The 15,159-nt window shown below is 66.7% G+C and carries 17 protein-coding genes; 6 read left to right on the forward strand and 11 right to left on the reverse strand.

What is annotated here, in order from left to right; genetic code table 11:
- From pheT to hisN, 7 genes are all read right to left on the reverse strand, one after another.
- Positions 1-1,506 (reverse strand): phenylalanine--tRNA ligase subunit beta (gene pheT, locus MTR62_RS01920; RefSeq protein WP_244016589.1); only part of this gene is annotated, 1,506 nt, incomplete at its 3' end.
- A 23-nt stretch (positions 1,507-1,529) separates the two neighbouring features.
- Positions 1,530-2,627, reverse strand: coding sequence for a phenylalanine--tRNA ligase subunit alpha (gene pheS, locus MTR62_RS01925; RefSeq protein ID WP_244016590.1), 1,098 nt, complete (start codon positions 2,625-2,627; stop codon positions 1,530-1,532).
- Between the two features lie 110 nt (positions 2,628-2,737).
- Positions 2,738-3,625 carry a helix-turn-helix domain-containing protein gene (locus MTR62_RS01930; protein ID WP_244016591.1) on the reverse strand — a complete coding sequence of 296 codons (888 nt, stop codon included), beginning with the start codon at positions 3,623-3,625 and terminating at the stop codon, positions 2,738-2,740.
- A 180-nt stretch (positions 3,626-3,805) separates the two neighbouring features.
- The gene (gene rplT, locus MTR62_RS01935) at positions 3,806-4,165 is read right to left on the reverse strand and encodes a 50S ribosomal protein L20 (protein ID WP_244016592.1); all 360 of its coding nucleotides are present in this window, start codon (positions 4,163-4,165) and stop codon (positions 3,806-3,808) included.
- 13 nt (positions 4,166-4,178) lie between these two features.
- Positions 4,179-4,382 (reverse strand): 50S ribosomal protein L35, encoded by a 204-nt coding sequence (gene rpmI, locus MTR62_RS01940; RefSeq protein WP_007012839.1) that lies wholly within the window; start codon positions 4,380-4,382, stop codon positions 4,179-4,181.
- Positions 4,383-4,539: 157 nt separating this feature from the next.
- Positions 4,540-4,989 (reverse strand): gamma-glutamylcyclotransferase family protein, encoded by a 450-nt coding sequence (locus MTR62_RS01945; RefSeq protein ID WP_244016593.1) that lies wholly within the window; start codon positions 4,987-4,989, stop codon positions 4,540-4,542.
- Positions 4,986-5,813: a histidinol-phosphatase gene (gene hisN / locus MTR62_RS01950; RefSeq protein WP_244016594.1), complete on the reverse strand. Its 828-nt coding sequence runs from the start codon at positions 5,811-5,813 to the stop codon at positions 4,986-4,988. The genes MTR62_RS01945 and hisN overlap by 4 nt, the downstream gene beginning before the upstream one ends.
- 137 nt (positions 5,814-5,950) lie before the next feature.
- Here hisN and MTR62_RS01955 point away from each other — a divergent pair, with 137 nt between their 5' ends.
- A complete protein-coding gene (locus tag MTR62_RS01955; protein ID WP_327194366.1) occupies positions 5,951-6,910 on the forward strand; it encodes a helix-turn-helix domain-containing protein in 960 nt (319 codons plus the stop codon).
- A 78-nt stretch (positions 6,911-6,988) separates the two neighbouring features.
- On the opposite strand, the gene MTR62_RS01960 is transcribed toward MTR62_RS01955, so the two are convergent.
- Both MTR62_RS01960 and glpX read right to left on the reverse strand, forming a co-directional pair.
- On the reverse strand, positions 6,989-7,924 hold the full coding sequence (locus MTR62_RS01960; RefSeq protein ID WP_244016595.1) for a ribose-phosphate pyrophosphokinase: 936 nt from the start codon (positions 7,922-7,924) through the stop codon (positions 6,989-6,991).
- 207 nt (positions 7,925-8,131) lie between these two features.
- A complete protein-coding gene (gene glpX / locus MTR62_RS01965; protein ID WP_244016596.1) occupies positions 8,132-9,109 on the reverse strand; it encodes a class II fructose-bisphosphatase in 978 nt (325 codons plus the stop codon).
- 78 nt (positions 9,110-9,187) lie between these two features.
- On the opposite strand from glpX, the gene MTR62_RS01970 reads away from it, so the two are divergent.
- Positions 9,188-9,646, forward strand: a complete 459-nt coding sequence (locus MTR62_RS01970) for a hypothetical protein (protein ID WP_244016597.1) — start codon at positions 9,188-9,190, stop codon at positions 9,644-9,646.
- 107 nt (positions 9,647-9,753) lie between these two features.
- Here the strand turns inward: MTR62_RS01970 and MTR62_RS01975 are convergent, their stop codons facing one another.
- Together MTR62_RS01975 and MTR62_RS01980 are read right to left on the reverse strand one after the other, a co-directional pair.
- Complete coding sequence (locus MTR62_RS01975) at positions 9,754-11,061, reverse strand: homoserine dehydrogenase (RefSeq protein ID WP_244016598.1); 1,308 nt, start codon at positions 11,059-11,061, stop codon at positions 9,754-9,756.
- 133 nt (positions 11,062-11,194) lie between these two features.
- The gene (locus tag MTR62_RS01980) at positions 11,195-11,857 is read right to left on the reverse strand and encodes a hypothetical protein (RefSeq protein WP_244016599.1); all 663 of its coding nucleotides are present in this window, start codon (positions 11,855-11,857) and stop codon (positions 11,195-11,197) included.
- Between the two features lie 544 nt (positions 11,858-12,401).
- On the opposite strand from MTR62_RS01980, the gene MTR62_RS01985 reads away from it, so the two are divergent.
- The 4 genes from MTR62_RS01985 to MTR62_RS02000 all read left to right on the forward strand — a co-directional run bounded on the left by MTR62_RS01985 (position 12,402) and on the right by MTR62_RS02000 (position 15,053).
- Positions 12,402-13,076: an energy transducer TonB gene (locus tag MTR62_RS01985; protein ID WP_244016600.1), complete on the forward strand. Its 675-nt coding sequence runs from the start codon at positions 12,402-12,404 to the stop codon at positions 13,074-13,076.
- A 78-nt stretch (positions 13,077-13,154) separates the two neighbouring features.
- Complete coding sequence (locus tag MTR62_RS01990) at positions 13,155-13,931, forward strand: MotA/TolQ/ExbB proton channel family protein (protein WP_244016601.1); 777 nt, start codon at positions 13,155-13,157, stop codon at positions 13,929-13,931.
- A gap of 126 nt (positions 13,932-14,057) precedes the next feature.
- On the forward strand, positions 14,058-14,588 hold the full coding sequence (locus MTR62_RS01995; protein ID WP_244016602.1) for an ExbD/TolR family protein: 531 nt from the start codon (positions 14,058-14,060) through the stop codon (positions 14,586-14,588).
- Positions 14,589-14,618: 30 nt separating this feature from the next.
- Positions 14,619-15,053 (forward strand): ExbD/TolR family protein, encoded by a 435-nt coding sequence (locus MTR62_RS02000; protein WP_244016603.1) that lies wholly within the window; start codon positions 14,619-14,621, stop codon positions 15,051-15,053.
- The last annotated feature ends 106 nt before the right edge of the window (positions 15,054-15,159 follow it).

A 15,159-nucleotide genomic window follows, 5' to 3' on the forward strand; every position in this document is an offset into this window, starting at 1 on the left:
GCGCACCCGCCGCTCAAGCGCCTGCGCCGGCGTGGCGGTGGGCAGCGCAACGCCATCGGCGCGCGGCAGCGCGACGCTTTCGATGTTGTCGAGCCCGTGGATACGCACCACTTCCTCGACGATGTCGGGCGCGCCATCCACATCCGGGCGCCAGCCGGGAACGGTGACCGCCCAGCCCGCCTCGAACCCGGCCTGTTCGGCCACGACCGCAAAGCCCAGGTTTTCCAGGATACGCTGCTGTTCCGCCTCGGGAATGGGCACCCCGCCCAACTGCGCGGTCAGCGCAGGCGTGAAGTGGACGATCCTGGGGCTCGCCGGAGCTGCGCCCACGCGCACCACCTCGGACGCCTCGCCGCCGCACAGATCGAGGATCAGCGCGGTCAGCAGGTCAAGCCCGGTGTCGAGGAAGGCCGGATCGATCCCGCGCTCGAACCGCGCGCGCGCGTCCGAAGTGAGATTGAGCGCACGGCCGGTCAGCGCGATGCGTTCGGGATCGAAGTAGGCGATTTCGAGCAGCACGTCACGGGTCGCCTCGTCGCAGCCCGAATGCTCGCCGCCCATGATCCCGGCAATGTCGTGCACGCCCGCCTCGTCGGCGATCACCGTCATCTCGGCGGTGAGCGTGTATTCCTTCTCGTTGAGCGCAACGACCGTCTCGCCCTCAACCGCGCGGCGCGCGGTCACCGCGCCGTTGAGCTTGGCGAGGTCATAGGCGTGCGCCGGGCGCCCGTAGCCCAGCATCACGAAGTTGGTCGCATCGACCAGCGCCGAGATCGGACGTTGCCCGGCCGCCTTGAGGCACTCCTGCAGCCAGAGCGGCGAAGGGCCGTTGGTCACGCCCTTGATGACCCGGCCGTAAAAGGCGGGGCAGCCTTGCGCGTCCTCGATGCGGATCGCGACCGGGCACGGGTAGGTCCCGGCGATGGCCTTGGCCTCGATCGGCTTGAGCGTGCCCAGCCCCGCCGCGGCAAGATCGCGCGCAATGCCATAGACGCCCATGCAGTCGGGCCGGTTGGGGGTGATCGAGACGTCGATCACCGGATCGGCGCCATGGTACTGCGCGAACGGGGTGCCGACCGGCGCATCCTCGGGCAGTTCGATGATGCCTTCGTGGGCATCGCCCAGTTCCAGCTCGCGCACCGAACACATCATGCCGTTCGATTCGACGCCGCGGATGGCCGATTTTTTGAGCACCATCCCGTTGGCGGGCACGCTGGCGCCCGGCAGGCCAAGCACGCCGACGAGGCCTGCGCGTGCGTTGGGCGCGCCGCACACGACCTGGAGCGGATCACCCTCACCGGTGTCGACGGTGAGCACCTGGAGCTTGTCCGCGTCGGGGTGGCGCGCGGCGGTCAGGATCTTGGCGACGCGGAAACCGGCCAGCTTCTCGGCCGGGTCCTCGATACCCTCGACCTCGATGCCGATGCGGTTGAGCGTGGCGGCAACGTCCTCGATGCCGGCGTCGGTCTCAAGGTACTGCTTGAGCCAGGAAAGCGAGAATTTCATCGTCTTGGAGTCCTCTTATCCGCTCAGGCCGGGGTGCCGACGCCACCCGAGAGGGTCGGCACGTCGAGGGCGGAGAAGCCGTAATGCGAAAGCCAGCGCACATCGCCGTCGAAGAAGGCGCGCAGGTCGTCCATGCCGTACTTGAGCATGGCGAGGCGGTCGACGCCGGTGCCGAAGGCAAAGCCCTGCCATTCGTCCGGGTCGAGCCCGGCGGCGGCGATCACGCGGCGGTTGACCATGCCCGAGCCGAGCACTTCCATCCAGGCATGGCCCGGCGCATCGCCCGAGCCGCCCACCACGCGGCGCCCGCCCTGCTGCGAATAGCCCACGTCCACCTCGACCGAAGGCTCGGTGAAGGGAAAGTAGCTGGGGCGCAGGCGCAGGACGATGTCCTCGCGCTCGAAATAGGCCTTGAGGAAGGTCTCGAGCGTCCACTTGAGATGGCCCAGATGAATGCCCTTGTCGATCACCAGACCCTCGATCTGGTGGAACATCGGGGTGTGCGTGGCATCGCTGTCCGAGCGGTAGACGCGGCCCGGCGCAATGATGCGCAGCGGCGCGCCCTGCGCGATCATCGCGCGGATCTGCACCGGGGAAGTGTGCGTACGCAGCAGCATGTCGCGGCCTTCATCGTCCTTGTCGGGGAAGTAGAAGGTGTCGTGCATGGCGCGCGCGGGGTGCGTCTCGGGCATGTTGAGCGCAGTGAAGTTGTGCCAGTCGTCCTCGATCTCGGGGCCGCTGGCGACGGCAAAGCCCATGTCGGCGAAGACTTCGGCAAGCTCGTCCATGACCTGCGCGATCGGGTGGACCGAACCACGCGGCATTTCGGGGGCGGGCAGCGAAAGATCGATCGTCTCGGCGGCGAGGCGCGCCTCGAGCGCGGCGCCTTCCAGAGCGGCCTTGCGATCGGCGAGCGCCGCGGTCACGCTTTCGCGCAGGGCGTGGATCTTCGGCCCCTCTTCCTTGCGCTCGTCCGGGGTCATCTTGCCCAGCGTCTTGAGCAGGCCCGAGATCGACCCCTGCTTGCCCAGAAACGCGACGCGCAGCGCCTCGAGGGCGTCAAGATCGCTGGCCGCTTCGATGCGCGAAAGGGCGTCCTGGCCGGTTGCTAGGTAATCCACGTCGGGTGTCTGCCTGTCTATCTGTTCATGTCCTGAGCGAGGCTCCTTAGGAGCCTCGCGGACAAATCGCAACGACGCAAGCCGCGAGGAAACCCGCTCGCCCGTCACGCTCAGCCCGGCAGATAGGCGCCCAGTTGCCTCTCGCGCAGCCATTCGCTGCGGTAGCGCGCCCTTTCGCGCAGCACCGGCTCGACCACGGGCTTGCAGCGCTGGCCGTATTCGCTCGGCGTCATGCCCATGAACTCACGGAAATCGCGCACGAACTGCGCCTGATCGTAGTACCCGGCGTCGAGCGCGCCGACCCATTTGAGCGAAGGATCGGCAGTAAACTGCGAAAGCGAGCGCAGGAAACGCTGGCGGCGCAGCAACAGCTTGGGCGGAAAACCGAAGACCCGCTGGCACAAGCGTTCCAGCGTGCGGCGGTTGATCCCGGCCCGCTCGGCCAGCTTGTCGACGCTGTCCACCTCAGGATCGTCGAGCGCGTGGTAAGCGCGCATGATGGCCTCCTCGGCGGGTTCCGCACGCGGGGTGATGCCCAGGAAAAAGTCGGTCAGCCGGGCCAGTTCGCCCTCGCGATCGGGCTCGGCCCCATAGAGCGTGGCGGCGAGTGGGCGGAACGCGGCGAAGGCGGGGTGGGTCATGCCATCGGCCAGCCGGTTGGCAAAGGCGCTGGCCGGCTCGCCGATCAGCAGCGACCAGCCCAGCGGATGGAGCAGCACGCCCCACTGCCGCAGGCTAGCGGTGTGCATGTAGGCTTCCTGCGAGCGCGGCCCCGAGACGATGAAGCGCGAATTCGGCAAAGGTTCGCCCGCACGGGTATTGCCCGCGATGCTCGGCTGGGCGTTGAAACGCAGCGTTGCCCAGTCGGGGAACATGAAATCCTCGATCGCCCCGCCGTCGGCGACATCGATCTCGATCAGGAAGACGCTCGCGAAATAGCGGCGCAGTTCGGGAACCGTCCTCAGATAGTTGGCTGTGACTGTACAGCGCGCGGACATTCGGTCTCCGATACCAACAAGACCGCCACGATTAAGACGTTTGCAACACGCGCACAAGGGGCGTGCAAGGGGATGCAAAACACAAAAAAGGCGCAAAGGAAATCCTTTGCGCCTTTTTCTGTCCGGGCCGGGGCAGCCGCGCTGCGGCCCACCCCGTCAAACGGTTTCGCGATCGGCCGATCAGGCCGGAAGCGCGGCCTTCGCCTGCGCGATCACGGCCGAGAACACCGCACCCTCGTTCATGGCGAGGTCGGCCATCGACTTGCGATCGAGCTCGATGCCGGCGAGCTTGGCGCCGTGCATGAACTGCGAGTAGGTCAGGCCTTCGTTGCGCACGGCGGCGTTGATGCGCTGGATCCACAGAGCGCGGAAGTTGCGCTTCTTGATCTTGCGGTCACGGTACGCGTACTGACCGGCCTTTTCGACGGCCTGGCGAGCGATACGGATCGTGTTCTTGCGACGGCCGCGGAAACCCTTGGCCTGGTCGAGAATACGCTTGTGCTTGGCACGGGTGGTCACACCACGCTTGATACGGCTCATTGGTCAGTACTCCTCAGTTGAGCCCGTAGGGCGCCCACTTCTTGATCGTCTTGGCATCGGCGTCGGAAATGACCTCGGTGCCGCGATTCTGGCGGATGTACTTGCCGTTGTGGCTGATCAGGCGGTGGCGCTTGCCGGCCACGCCGTGCTTCACCTTGCCGGTGGCGGTGAGCTTGAAGCGCTTCTTGACGCCGCTCTTCGTCTTCAACTTGGGCATTTTCGTCTCCTTTGCAGGGACACGTCCGGCCGACCCTGGCAGCCCTTGTCGCCAGGCCGACCCGCGAATCTCTTTGTGAAAGACTCAACCGTGTCGATTGAAGGGCGGCCCATTACCGGGCAATCGGGACAAAGGCAAGCCCCCCCGCGCACCGCGCTCAGCAGGGCCGGTACGCAGCCTGTCGCTGCGCCGCCAGCCAGGCGGCAAAGTCACCGCCTGCAATCGGCCGCGCCCCGCGCGGCAGGGGCCTGTCGTAGCGGTAGAGCTGCACCGCCTGACGTCCCCCGTCACCCCGCACCGCGCAGGCACCCGAGCGCCAGTAGAGACTGCCCGCCCGGTCGGCCGCCCGGCACTCTTCGTAAGCGTCGAGCGCGGCGAGGTCGGCCCCCGCGAAGCCCGCCAGAACGCTCCAGATCTGCCCCTGCACCCACCCCTCGCCTGCAACCAGCGCGGGATACCACCCCGCGCGGTCGGGGATGGCGAACAGCGCGCCCGGCACCCGCGCCGCGCCTTCGCAGCGCAGCACCCGGTGCGCGACGCGCGCGACCGCGTTGTCCATGCCCGCCAGCAGCGTGCCGTAGAAGAAGAAGCGGCGCGGCGCGTTCAAGGATGGTCGTGGTGGTGGCCGTGGGAGCCGTGGTCATGGTCATGGCTGGCGGCCATCGCCTCGACCACGTCCTCGAGCCGGGCGCCATCGCCCATCGCCAGCACGTGCCCTTCGGACGCGGCGTGGAGCGGATCGCCGTTCCAGTCGCACATCGTGCCGCCCGCACCCTCCACGATCGGCACCAGCGCGGCCCAGTCGTGCAGCTTGAGCCCCGCCTCGCAGACGAGATCGATATGCCCCGAGGCGAGCAGGCCGTAGTTGTAGCAGTCGCCGCCCATGACCATGCGTTTGTGGTTGGTCTGCGCGGCAAGCGCCATGAAATGCTCGCCCTCATGCGCGTCGAAGTAATGCGGCCCGGTGGTGGCCAGAACCGCATCCGAAAGCTGCGCGCAGCGCCGGGTGCGCACCGGCTGCCCGTTGAAGGTCGTCGCCCGCCCGCTCGCGCCGACCCAGCGTTCGCCCAGGATCGGCTGGTCGATCACGCCGAGCACCGGCCAGCCATCGACCAGCAGCGCGATCAGCGTGCCGAAGATCGGCCGCCCGACCACGAACGAAACCGTACCGTCGATCGGGTCGAGCACCCAGTCGCGCCGCGAGGTGCCCTTCTCGGTGCCGAATTCCTCACCGATGATGCCGTCCCGGGGCGCCTCGGCGCGCAGGATCGCGCGCATCGCCTCCTCGGCCGCGCGGTCGGCCACGGTGACCGGCGAGGCATCGCCCTTGGTCTCGGTGCCGATGTCGGGCGAGCGGAAATAGGGGCGGATGGCCGCGCCTGCCGCATCGGCGAGGCGCATGGCAAGGGCGAGGTCCTGTTCCATGGTCATGGCCTGCGCTGTGCCCGCTGGGTCGCGGGCTGGTCAAGCCCGGACAAGATCGTGGCACGAATCATGACGGCGATTTGACTTGTCGGCGCTGCCGTCCCCGCTTACGCCCCCGTCCGGGGCATGCAGATACGAGAGGCATGATGCGGCACAGGAAGGCACCGGGCGTCGATCCACGGATCGCGCCCGAACAGGGAGTCTCGCGCGACGGGCAGCCACTGTCGTACAACCGCGCGCCCGCGGTCGAACTCGCGCCGTGGATCGGGCGGATCTACATCACCAAGGTCCTCGCCCCGGCCGACTACACCTTGTCGTGCGGCCTGTTCAACGACGTCGCGTGCCTGCGCGTGCAGCTCGCGGGGGCCTGGCAGGCCGATACCGCCGACGGCCCGCTCATCGCCGGACGCTCGGCGCTGCTGTTCGGGCCGCAGACCCACCGCATGCCGATCCGCGTCACCGGCAGCTTCATCTCGATCGGCGTCACCGTACGTCCGGGCGCCTGCACCGCGCTCAAGGGTCCGCGCCTGACCCAGATCCTCGACCGGGCGGTGCCCACCGGGCTGGCCGGGCTCGACGAGAACGCGGTGCTCGCCCGCTTCGCCCCCGACGGTTCGCCCGAGGACTGGGCCTGCGCGCTCGAAGACCTGTTTCGCGAGCGTATCGCGGCGACCGGCGCGCGCGAGCCCGACCCGCTCACCGTGCAGTTCGAGGAACTGGCCTTCCGCTCACCCGCGATGACCATCGCTGAGGCCGCGCGGGCCTGCGGGGTCGAACGGCGGCGGCTGGAGCGCACCGTGCAGCGCGATTTCGGGGTTACCCCAAAGCAGGTCTTCCGCCGGGCCCGCGCGCTCGACATGGCCAGCCAGCTGCGCGGTGTCGCCGACCGGGCCGAGGCCGAGGACATCATGCTGCGCTATTACGACGAGAGCCATCTCATCCACGAATTCATCCAGCTGTTCGGGATGGCGCCGCGCCAGTTCGTGGAAGCGCCCCAGCCGCTGCTCACGCTCACGCTCGAATCGCGCCAGGCGCGCCGGCTGGAAGAACTCGATCGTATCGCGCCCGGCGCCGTGCGCCCCTGGGAAGTGCCACAGGATTGAACCCGCCGGGCCCGCCAAACGAAAAAGCCCCGCAGCCGATGGCTACGGGGCTTTTTCGAGCCGTCTTGCGGCGAGTGATCAGTCAAACAGGCTCGACACCGAGCTTTCGTCCGCGATGCGGCGGATCGCCTCGCCCACCAGCGGGGCGACGGTCAGCACGCGGATACGATCGGAATCGAGCGTCGCCTGGGTCGACTGGATCGAATCGGTGATGACCAGTTCCTTCAGTGCGGAATTGTTCACGCGCGACACCGCAGCGCCCGAAAGCACGCCGTGGGTGATGTAGGCGGTGACGCTCGCGGCGCCCTCGTCCATCAGCGCCTGCGCCGCGTTGCACAGCGTGCCGCCCGAATCGATGATGTCGTCGATCAGGATGCAGGCGCGGCCCTTCACGTCGCCGATGATGTTCATGACCTCGGACTGGCCGGGACGATCGCGACGCTTGTCGACGATCGCCAGCGGCGCGTTGTCGAGGCGCTTGGCGAGCGCGCGGGCGCGCACCACGCCGCCAACGTCGGGCGAGACGACCATCAGCGATTCATCGCCGTAGCGCGCCTGGATGTCGGCGGCCATCACCGGAGCGGCGAACAGGTTGTCGGTCGGAATATCGAAGAAACCCTGGATCTGGCCCGCGTGCAGGTCGATCGAAAGGACGCGGTCGGCCCCTGCCTCGGTCATCAGGTTGGCGACCAGCTTGGCCGAAATCGGCGTGCGCGGGCCGGGCTTGCGGTCCTGGCGGGCGTAGCCGAAGTACGGCACGACGGCGGTGATGCGCTTGGCCGAGGCCCGGCGCAGCGCGTCGATGCAGATCAGCAGCTCCATCAGGTTGTCGTTGGCGGGGTAGCTCGTGGGCTGGACCACGAAGACGTCCTCGCCGCGCACGTTCTCGTGAATCTCGACGAAGATTTCCTCGTCCGCGAAGCGCCGCACGCTGGCGTCCGTGAGCGGCAGCTCAAGATAGGCCGCGACCGCACGTGCGAGCGGAAGGTTGCTGTTACCCGACATGATCTTCATTGCGAATCCCCGAAAGCGCCAGAAAGTGCCTTGATCGCGCCCGCCCTTAGTGATGCGTCATCCGATTGCAATAGAAACACGCCGGTTTTTCACCAGTGACCGGATTTGGGGCCGAGCTGGCCGTATTCCGCCAGAAGGCCACTCCCGATCACCCGGAAGCGGCCTTTTCATGAACCGACAAGAGGTTGCGCGAAACGAACCACGCGCTCAGGCGCGGTGTTCGCCCTTGATCCAACGCACCGTGCCCGAACTGGCGCGCATCACCACGCTGTGGGTCGTCATGCGCCCACCCTTGAAATGCTTGACCCCGCCCAGCAGCGACCCGTCGGTCACCCCGGTCGCCGCAAAGATGCAGTCGCCCTTCGCCAGGTCCTCCAGCTTGTAGATGCGATCGAGGTCCTCGATCCCGCATTTGCGCGCCCGCGCGCGCTCGTCCTCGTTGCGGAACAGGAGGCGGCCGTTAAACTGCCCGCCCACGCAGCGCAGCGCCGCAGCCGCCAGCACGCCCTCGGGCGCGCCGCCCGAGCCCATGTAGAGATCGATCGTGGTGTTCTCATCGGTCGTCGCGATGACGCCGGCGATGTCGCCGTCGCCGATCAGCACGACCCCGCAGCCCAGCGCGCGCAGTTCCTCGATCAGCTCGCCATGGCGGGGCCGGTCAAGCACGCACACGATGATGTCCTCGGGCCTCACCCCCTTGGCGGCGGCCACCGCCTCGACATTCTCCCGCACCGACTTGCCAAGATCGATCACGTCCGGCGGATAACCGGGGCCGACCGCGATCTTGTCCATGTAGACGTCGGGCGCGTTGAGCAGGCCACCTTCTTCCGCCGCAGCCAACACCGCGAGCGCGTTGGGTCCAGCCTTGGCGGTGATCGTGGTGCCTTCAAGCGGATCGAGCGCGATGTCGATGCGCGGCCCCTTGCCCGGCGCCCCACCGACCTTCTCGCCGATGAACAGCATCGGGGCCGCATCGCGTTCCCCCTCGCCAATCACGACGGTCCCGTCCATATAGAGTTCATCGAAGGCCGCGCGCATGGCCTCAACCGCCGCCGCATCGGCCGCCTTCTCGTCCCCGCGCCCGACCAGGCGCGATGCGGCGATCGCGGCCGCTTCGGTAACGCGCACCATTTCCAGGACGAGGACGCGGTCAAGCACTTTACTGGCGGGAGTCGGTTCGGACATGTTCACTCCGGATTAAGCCGAAGAGGGAAGGTATGCCCGCCTTAGACAGAGGAATTTGAATTGTCGAGAAGTCCCATTTTGCTTCTGGCCCTGGCCGCCCTGCTCTCCTCGCCGGTCCTGGCGCAGGACGGCTCCACCGCCAGCGCGAGCGCCGTTTCCGACGCGGACAGGGCAATCGCCGAAAGCATGTTGGGCAACGACGGGCACGTCACGCGCGACACCTCGCGCCGCCACTGCCTGCGCACCATCCGCAAGGGCGAGATCGTGGTCTGCGCGCCCGACGAGGAGGAAAACCGCGTCGAATCCTCCGCCGATCTCGACCCCACCGGCAAAGCCGGGACCGACGACGGACGCCTCACCCCGCCCGACGTCGCGGGCGACGGCATCTTCAAGGGCAAGGCCACCGCGAGCGGCATGTGCTTCATCGGCCCCTGCCCGCGCGCGCAACCGCTGCTGATCGACCTGGGCGCCATTCCCGAGGCTCCCGCAGGCTCGGACGCGGACAAGATCGCCAAGGGCGAGATGCGCGTGCCCTGACGCCGGACACCGCACCGACAGCAAAAGAGCGCGAGAGGCCCTGGCCCCCTCGCGCTCTTTTCGTTTTCGCCATCGCCCAGCCCCGGAAAAGGGCGGCAACGACAGGCTCAGTTGGCCAGGATCTGCATCACCAGCGGCGGCGCGGTCAGGCTGGAGGAGCCTTCGAGAATGCGCATCGCCTCGACCACGCCCGCCTCGGGGCCCTGGTGCGTGACCACGGCAAGGATGACCACCCCGTCCTGGTCGGGATCACCCTTCTGGATCATGCTCTCTATCGAGACGCCCGCATCGCGCATCGCGGCGGTGATCTCGGCGAGCACGCCCGGACGGTCGAGCACGGTAAAGCGGATGTAGGCGCTCGACACGCGGTGCCCGCAAGCGGCCGCGGCCATCGGTTCGAGTTCCTCGACCGGCATGGCGAAGGCCGGGCCCATCTCGCCGCGCGCGACCTCGATGATGTCGGCCACCACCGCGCTCGCGGTCGGGCCGTCGCCCGCACCCGCGCCCTGGAACAGCAGGCGCCCCACGAAGTTGCCCTCGGCGACGATCGCGTTGGTCGGCCCATCGACATTGGCGAGCGGATGGCCCAGCGGCACGAGGTAGGGCCGCACGCGCTGGAACAGGCGCGGCATGCCGTCGTGGCGATCGACCTCGCTGAAACCGATCAGGCGGATGACGTAGCCCAGCCCATGCGCCTGCTCGATGTCAGCCGCCTTGATCTGCGCGATGCCCTGCGCCTCGACCGCGCCGAAGTCGAGCTTGGCGCCAAACGCGATCGCGGCCAGGATCGAAAGCTTGTGTCCGGCATCGATGCCTTCGATGTCGAAGGTCGGATCGGCCTCGGCATAGCCCAGACGCTGCGCCTCGGCGAGCACCTCGCCAAAGTCCGCACCAGTGTCCTCCATGGTCGAGAGGATATAGTTGCAGGTACCGTTGAGGATGCCGTAGACGCGCTCGACCGCATTGGCCGAAGCGCCGTCGATCAGCCCGTTGATGACCGGGATGCCCCCCGCCACCGCCGCCTCGAACTTGAGCGCGACACCGGCGTCCTCGGCGACCTTGGCCAGTTCGAGCCCGTGGTGCGCGATCATCGCCTTGTTGGCGGTAACGAAGCTCTTGCCGTTGGCGAGCGCGGTGCGCGCCAACGCCAGCGCCGGCCCGTCCGAGCCGCCGACCATTTCGACCACCACGTCGACATCCTCGCGCGCGGCCAGTTCGGCGGGGTCATCGACCCAGGCATAGGGCGACAGGTCCACACCGCGATCCTTGGTCCGGTCGCGCGCGCTCACGGCCGTAATGCGCACCGGCCGCCGCGCGCGGCGGGCAATCAGGTCGGCGTTGGTCTCGATCAGGCGGACAACGCCGGTCCCTACGGTTCCGAGGCCTGCAAGTGCGATCTTGAGCGGTTCTGTCATCTGGTTCCCTTTCGGCTGCGCGCCCTAAGCCAGCCGCTCGCAATTTTCCAGCACCTTGACGCCAAAAAGCGGCAATCAAGGCACGATACCCCCAAGGGCGCACGATAGGATCAATCGTCCGCGCGTTCGCGCGTCAGTCGTGCGTGCGTTCGCACGGGCCAAGCTTGGCCAGCACGAAGCGGTAATCCTCCTGCGCCTGACGCTTCGCCTCATAGTCTGCCGAGACGTTGGCCTGCGCTGGCGGATACGGCGGCAGGAAGCAGGCAAGGCGATACCATTCAAGCGTATCGGGTTCGGGCGGGCGGGTCACGTCGGCCACCAGTTCGGAGAACGAGGCGCCCCACACGTCCCCCTGTCCGGGCTGATGGCGTACCGTAATCGACGCTGCCGAACCGTCCTTGGTCTTGAGGAAGATCTGCGTCTCCCCCTGCCCGGCGAGGTTTCCGGGCACGTAGAGCAGTTCGCGCACCCCGGTGATCGGCGCCGGCGCATCGGGCGCGACCATCTGGCGCAGGAGGTCGCGCAGGCGCGAATCGAGCGCGGGCGTCCACAGCAGCTGGGAATCGGGCGAGACCAGCTGGACTTCGCCCGGACGGCCCGGAACCGCGCGCGCGAAGAGCATCACGTCCTGCTTCTTGAGGTTGGGTCCCTTGCCGCGCGCATCGAGCGGGAGATCGACCAGATAGCGCAGCGAGGCCCCGATCCCGCTGCTGCCCGCAAGCAGGCCCAGGGTCTGCGCCTCGACGTAGAAACGGCCAAAGCCGGGCTTCACGCCGGGAGCCCGTTCATTCGCCACGCGAACAGTTTTGAGGACTTTGGCGTGGATCACAAGCTGGGCCGAATCGGCCCTGTCGGCAAGATCCGCGAAGGTCACGCGAGGCGGGGCCGGCGCCGGCTCAGCCGCCTCGAGGGGGCCTGAAAGCGAGACAAGAAACGTGGCAGCCAGGCCCGCAAGGACCGGGCGAAGCGCGACAGACATAGAAACGGACTCCGTTATAAACGCACGGCTTTATGGGGACTGAACGGGGATGCCGCAATCCACCGCGCAAGCCACCATGCTCGAATCGTGGCTTAATTGAAGGTTAACCCGGGGGTCTGGCGATTGGGCGTTGCGCAGGGGAACCTTCACCGCTAAGAAAACTGCCAAACGGGGCGAAAACACAAACAAGCTCCGCGGTAAGCTTCGCTGTCGCGTGACGACTTTGAAGTGGACTGTCAGCCGTCAGGGTGGGTAATTTCGAGTTTCGTCATGGGCTTCGCTTTTAGCGAAGACCATCGGCGCCCTTGGACTCGTGCCTTTTGCGCAGGTCCGGGGCTTGGTAATGGAGTGATGCGTCTGAATGGCTTATGCTGACCAGCAAATGAGCGGTAGTAAAATTACCGCTATTGTCATCGTCGCCTTGATCCACGTCTTCGTCGGCTATGCGCTCGTCACAGGCCTTGCCTATCAGGCGGTGCAGAAGATCGCCGAGAAGGTGACGACAGTGGACATCAAGGAACCTGAAAAACCGAAGGAAGAGCCGCCGCCGCCGCCTCCCAAGAAGCAGCCGGACGTGCCGCCGCCGCCCATCGTGGCACCGCCGCCGCCGATCGACATCGCTGTCGCTCCGCCGCCGGTCGCAACGGTGGTCAAGGCTCCGCCAGCTCCCCCGGTCACGGTACCGATCGCGGTTGCTCCGCCGGCACCGCCTGCACCGCCCGCCCCTCCGGCTCCGTCGCAGGCCCGTGGCGTGCGCACCAAGGGCCAGAACCGTTGGGCCTCGCAGATCCAGCGCAACTACCCGAGCCGCGCCGCCCGTGAGGGCCGTGAAGGCCGCGTGGGCGTTCGCGTGACGGTCACGCCCGATGGCCGCGCCGAAAATTGCCAGGTCACCAGTTCGAGCGGCAGCCCGGATCTGGACGAGGCAGCATGTGACGGCATGAACCGTTACGCTCGGTTCGACCCGGCACTGGACGCAGCCGGCAACGCGATCTCGAGCAGCTTCTCGACCACGATCGTCTACCAGCTCAACTAAGCCAATTGATACTAGGGTCCCCATCCCTCCGCGCGAGACGGCCCTTTAATCCTGCATTCTTCTTGAGAGGTAATTCGCATGCTTATCGTTGATATCCTCGCCGCCGCGGGCGAAGCCGCGCCGCAGAACAAGTTCGGCTTCGTCGAAGCCCTCCAGGCTGGCGGCTTCATCTCGTACGCCACCGTCGTGATCCTCGGCATCATGTCGTTCGGTTCGTTCTACATCCTGTTCACCAAGTGGTTCGAACAGTCGAAGATCAATCGCCAGTTCGGCGTGGTTCGCACCTCGTTCTGGAAGGCTCCGACGATCAAGGAAGGCGTCACCAAGCTCGAGAAGAACAGCGCATGGCGCCAGCTCGTCGAAGACGGCATCGTCGCTGAAGAGCAGCACTCCAAGATGACCGACGAGCTCGAAGCCCACGACTGGCTGCACTCGGCTCTCGCGCGCTCGGAAGCCTCGATCAACGCCCGCCTCGCCGGCGGCCTGCCCTTCCTCGCCACCGTCGGCGCGACCGCACCGTTCATCGGTCTGTTCGGTACCGTCGTCGGCATCTACCGCGCCCTGATCGCCATCGGCCTCGCCGGTTCGGCTTCGATCGACAAGGTCGCAGGTCCCGTCGGTGAAGCGCTCATCATGACCGCTCTGGGCCTCATCGTCGCCGTTCCCGCGGTTCTGGCCTACAACTTCCTGCAGGCCCGCAACAAGCGCATCGCCGAGCTGCTGACCGGCTTCTCGAGCGACGTTCTTGCCAACATCACCTCGAAGGGCGCCGTGAAGCCCGAGCTCGCCACCGCGTCGGCTGCCAAGAAGCCCGCTCCGGCCGCTCCGGCCAAGCCCGCTCCCGCCAAGTCGTAATTAGTCCGGGCTTGCGGGAGCCGGATTCGCCGGCCTCCCGCATCCTTCCGGGGAACCCAGGCGACGGACGGATGCATGCGCTGCCCGTCGCCTTCCCCAAGGCAACGCAAGGATTAGGATAAGACTATGGCGATATCTTCGGGCGGAGGCGGTGCTGAGACACCGATGTCCGACATCAACACGACGCCGCTCGTCGACGTCATGCTGGTGCTCTTGATCATCTTCCTGATCGCAGTTCCGGTTGCGATTCAGACGATCGAGAAGCTGCGTATCCCGATCATTGTCGCTGAGGAATCGAAGGATAAGGTCGAAAACCTGCTCCTCACCGTTTCCACCACCGACGATGCCGGTCGCAGCGCAGGTGAACCGGGCTTCCAGGGCGCATCGCGCAACGGCCAGTGCCGCGTTTACTTCAACAACATCACTCCGGTTTCCTCCGAGGAACTGCGTGACCGCGCCTTCAAGCGTCTCGACAACATCGTCAAGCGCGCTGGCGGTCCCCAGGCTCTGCGGGAAAATCCGGATCTCGTCCCGCAGGTGCAGATCCGCGGTGACGTGAACGCCCCGTGGCGTTGCGTCGCCGGTACGATCTACAACGTGCAGGTTTCGGGTTACCCGACGGTTGGCTTCATCACCAACCCGATCGATCCGAACTAAGCGCCGCGGCAGGAACAGGAGAAACACCTCATGGCAATGTCAGGCGGCAAGGACGATGGCGCGCCGATGATGGAAATGAACACGACGCCGTTGATCGACGTCATGCTCTGCCTCCTCATCATGTTCATCATGTCCATCCCGGTTGCGACCCACTCGATCAACATCGATCTGCCGGTCGCAACGCCCCCCACGAACACTCCGCCTCCGGTCGATCCGATCAAGAACAAGGTTGTCCTCACCAAGGACGACAAGATTCTGTGGAACGGCAACCAGGTGGACGGTCCGGGTCTGGTCAATCTGCTCCAGCAGTCGCTGCAGTACCCGGTCGAGCCGGAACTGCAGTTCCAGCCCGAACCGGAAGCAAGCTACGAACTGTCGGCCAACGTGCTCCAGCTCATCAAGGCTTCGAACGTTTCCAAGTTCGGCTTTGTCGGCAACGAGCAGTACGCCGAATTCAGCAAGTAAGCGGCGAACTCCATCGGACCTTCGGGTCCGGCGAACGAGGGGCGGAGCAATCCGCCCCTTTTTCGTGTCGGCCTTGCGCGCCGCCCCGCGGCCGTCTCGGCGACGC

Source organism: Novosphingobium organovorum (genome assembly GCF_022832435.1).
In the GTDB taxonomy this organism is placed as follows: domain Bacteria; phylum Pseudomonadota; class Alphaproteobacteria; order Sphingomonadales; family Sphingomonadaceae; genus Novosphingobium; species Novosphingobium organovorum.

Excerpts from the sequence above, each read along its gene's own strand:
- MTR62_RS01930 (WP_244016591.1), bottom strand. The coding sequence starts at position 3,625 with ATGTCCGCGCGCTGTACAGTCACAGCCAACTATCTGAGGACGGTTCCC.
- rplT (WP_244016592.1), bottom strand. The coding sequence starts at position 4,165 with ATGAGCCGTATCAAGCGTGGTGTGACCACCCGTGCCAAGCACAAGCGT.
- rpmI (WP_007012839.1), bottom strand. The coding sequence starts at position 4,382 with ATGCCCAAGTTGAAGACGAAGAGCGGCGTCAAGAAGCGCTTCAAGCTC.
- hisN (WP_244016594.1), bottom strand. The coding sequence starts at position 5,813 with ATGACCATGGAACAGGACCTCGCCCTTGCCATGCGCCTCGCCGATGCG.
- MTR62_RS01955 (WP_327194366.1), top strand. The coding sequence starts at position 5,951 with ATGATGCGGCACAGGAAGGCACCGGGCGTCGATCCACGGATCGCGCCC.
- MTR62_RS01960 (WP_244016595.1), bottom strand. The coding sequence starts at position 7,924 with ATGAAGATCATGTCGGGTAACAGCAACCTTCCGCTCGCACGTGCGGTC.
- glpX (WP_244016596.1), bottom strand. The coding sequence starts at position 9,109 with ATGTCCGAACCGACTCCCGCCAGTAAAGTGCTTGACCGCGTCCTCGTC.
- MTR62_RS01975 (WP_244016598.1), bottom strand. The coding sequence starts at position 11,061 with ATGACAGAACCGCTCAAGATCGCACTTGCAGGCCTCGGAACCGTAGGG.
- MTR62_RS01985 (WP_244016600.1), top strand. The coding sequence starts at position 12,402 with ATGGCTTATGCTGACCAGCAAATGAGCGGTAGTAAAATTACCGCTATT.
- MTR62_RS01990 (WP_244016601.1), top strand. The coding sequence starts at position 13,155 with ATGCTTATCGTTGATATCCTCGCCGCCGCGGGCGAAGCCGCGCCGCAG.
- MTR62_RS01995 (WP_244016602.1), top strand. The coding sequence starts at position 14,058 with ATGGCGATATCTTCGGGCGGAGGCGGTGCTGAGACACCGATGTCCGAC.
- MTR62_RS02000 (WP_244016603.1), top strand. The coding sequence starts at position 14,619 with ATGGCAATGTCAGGCGGCAAGGACGATGGCGCGCCGATGATGGAAATG.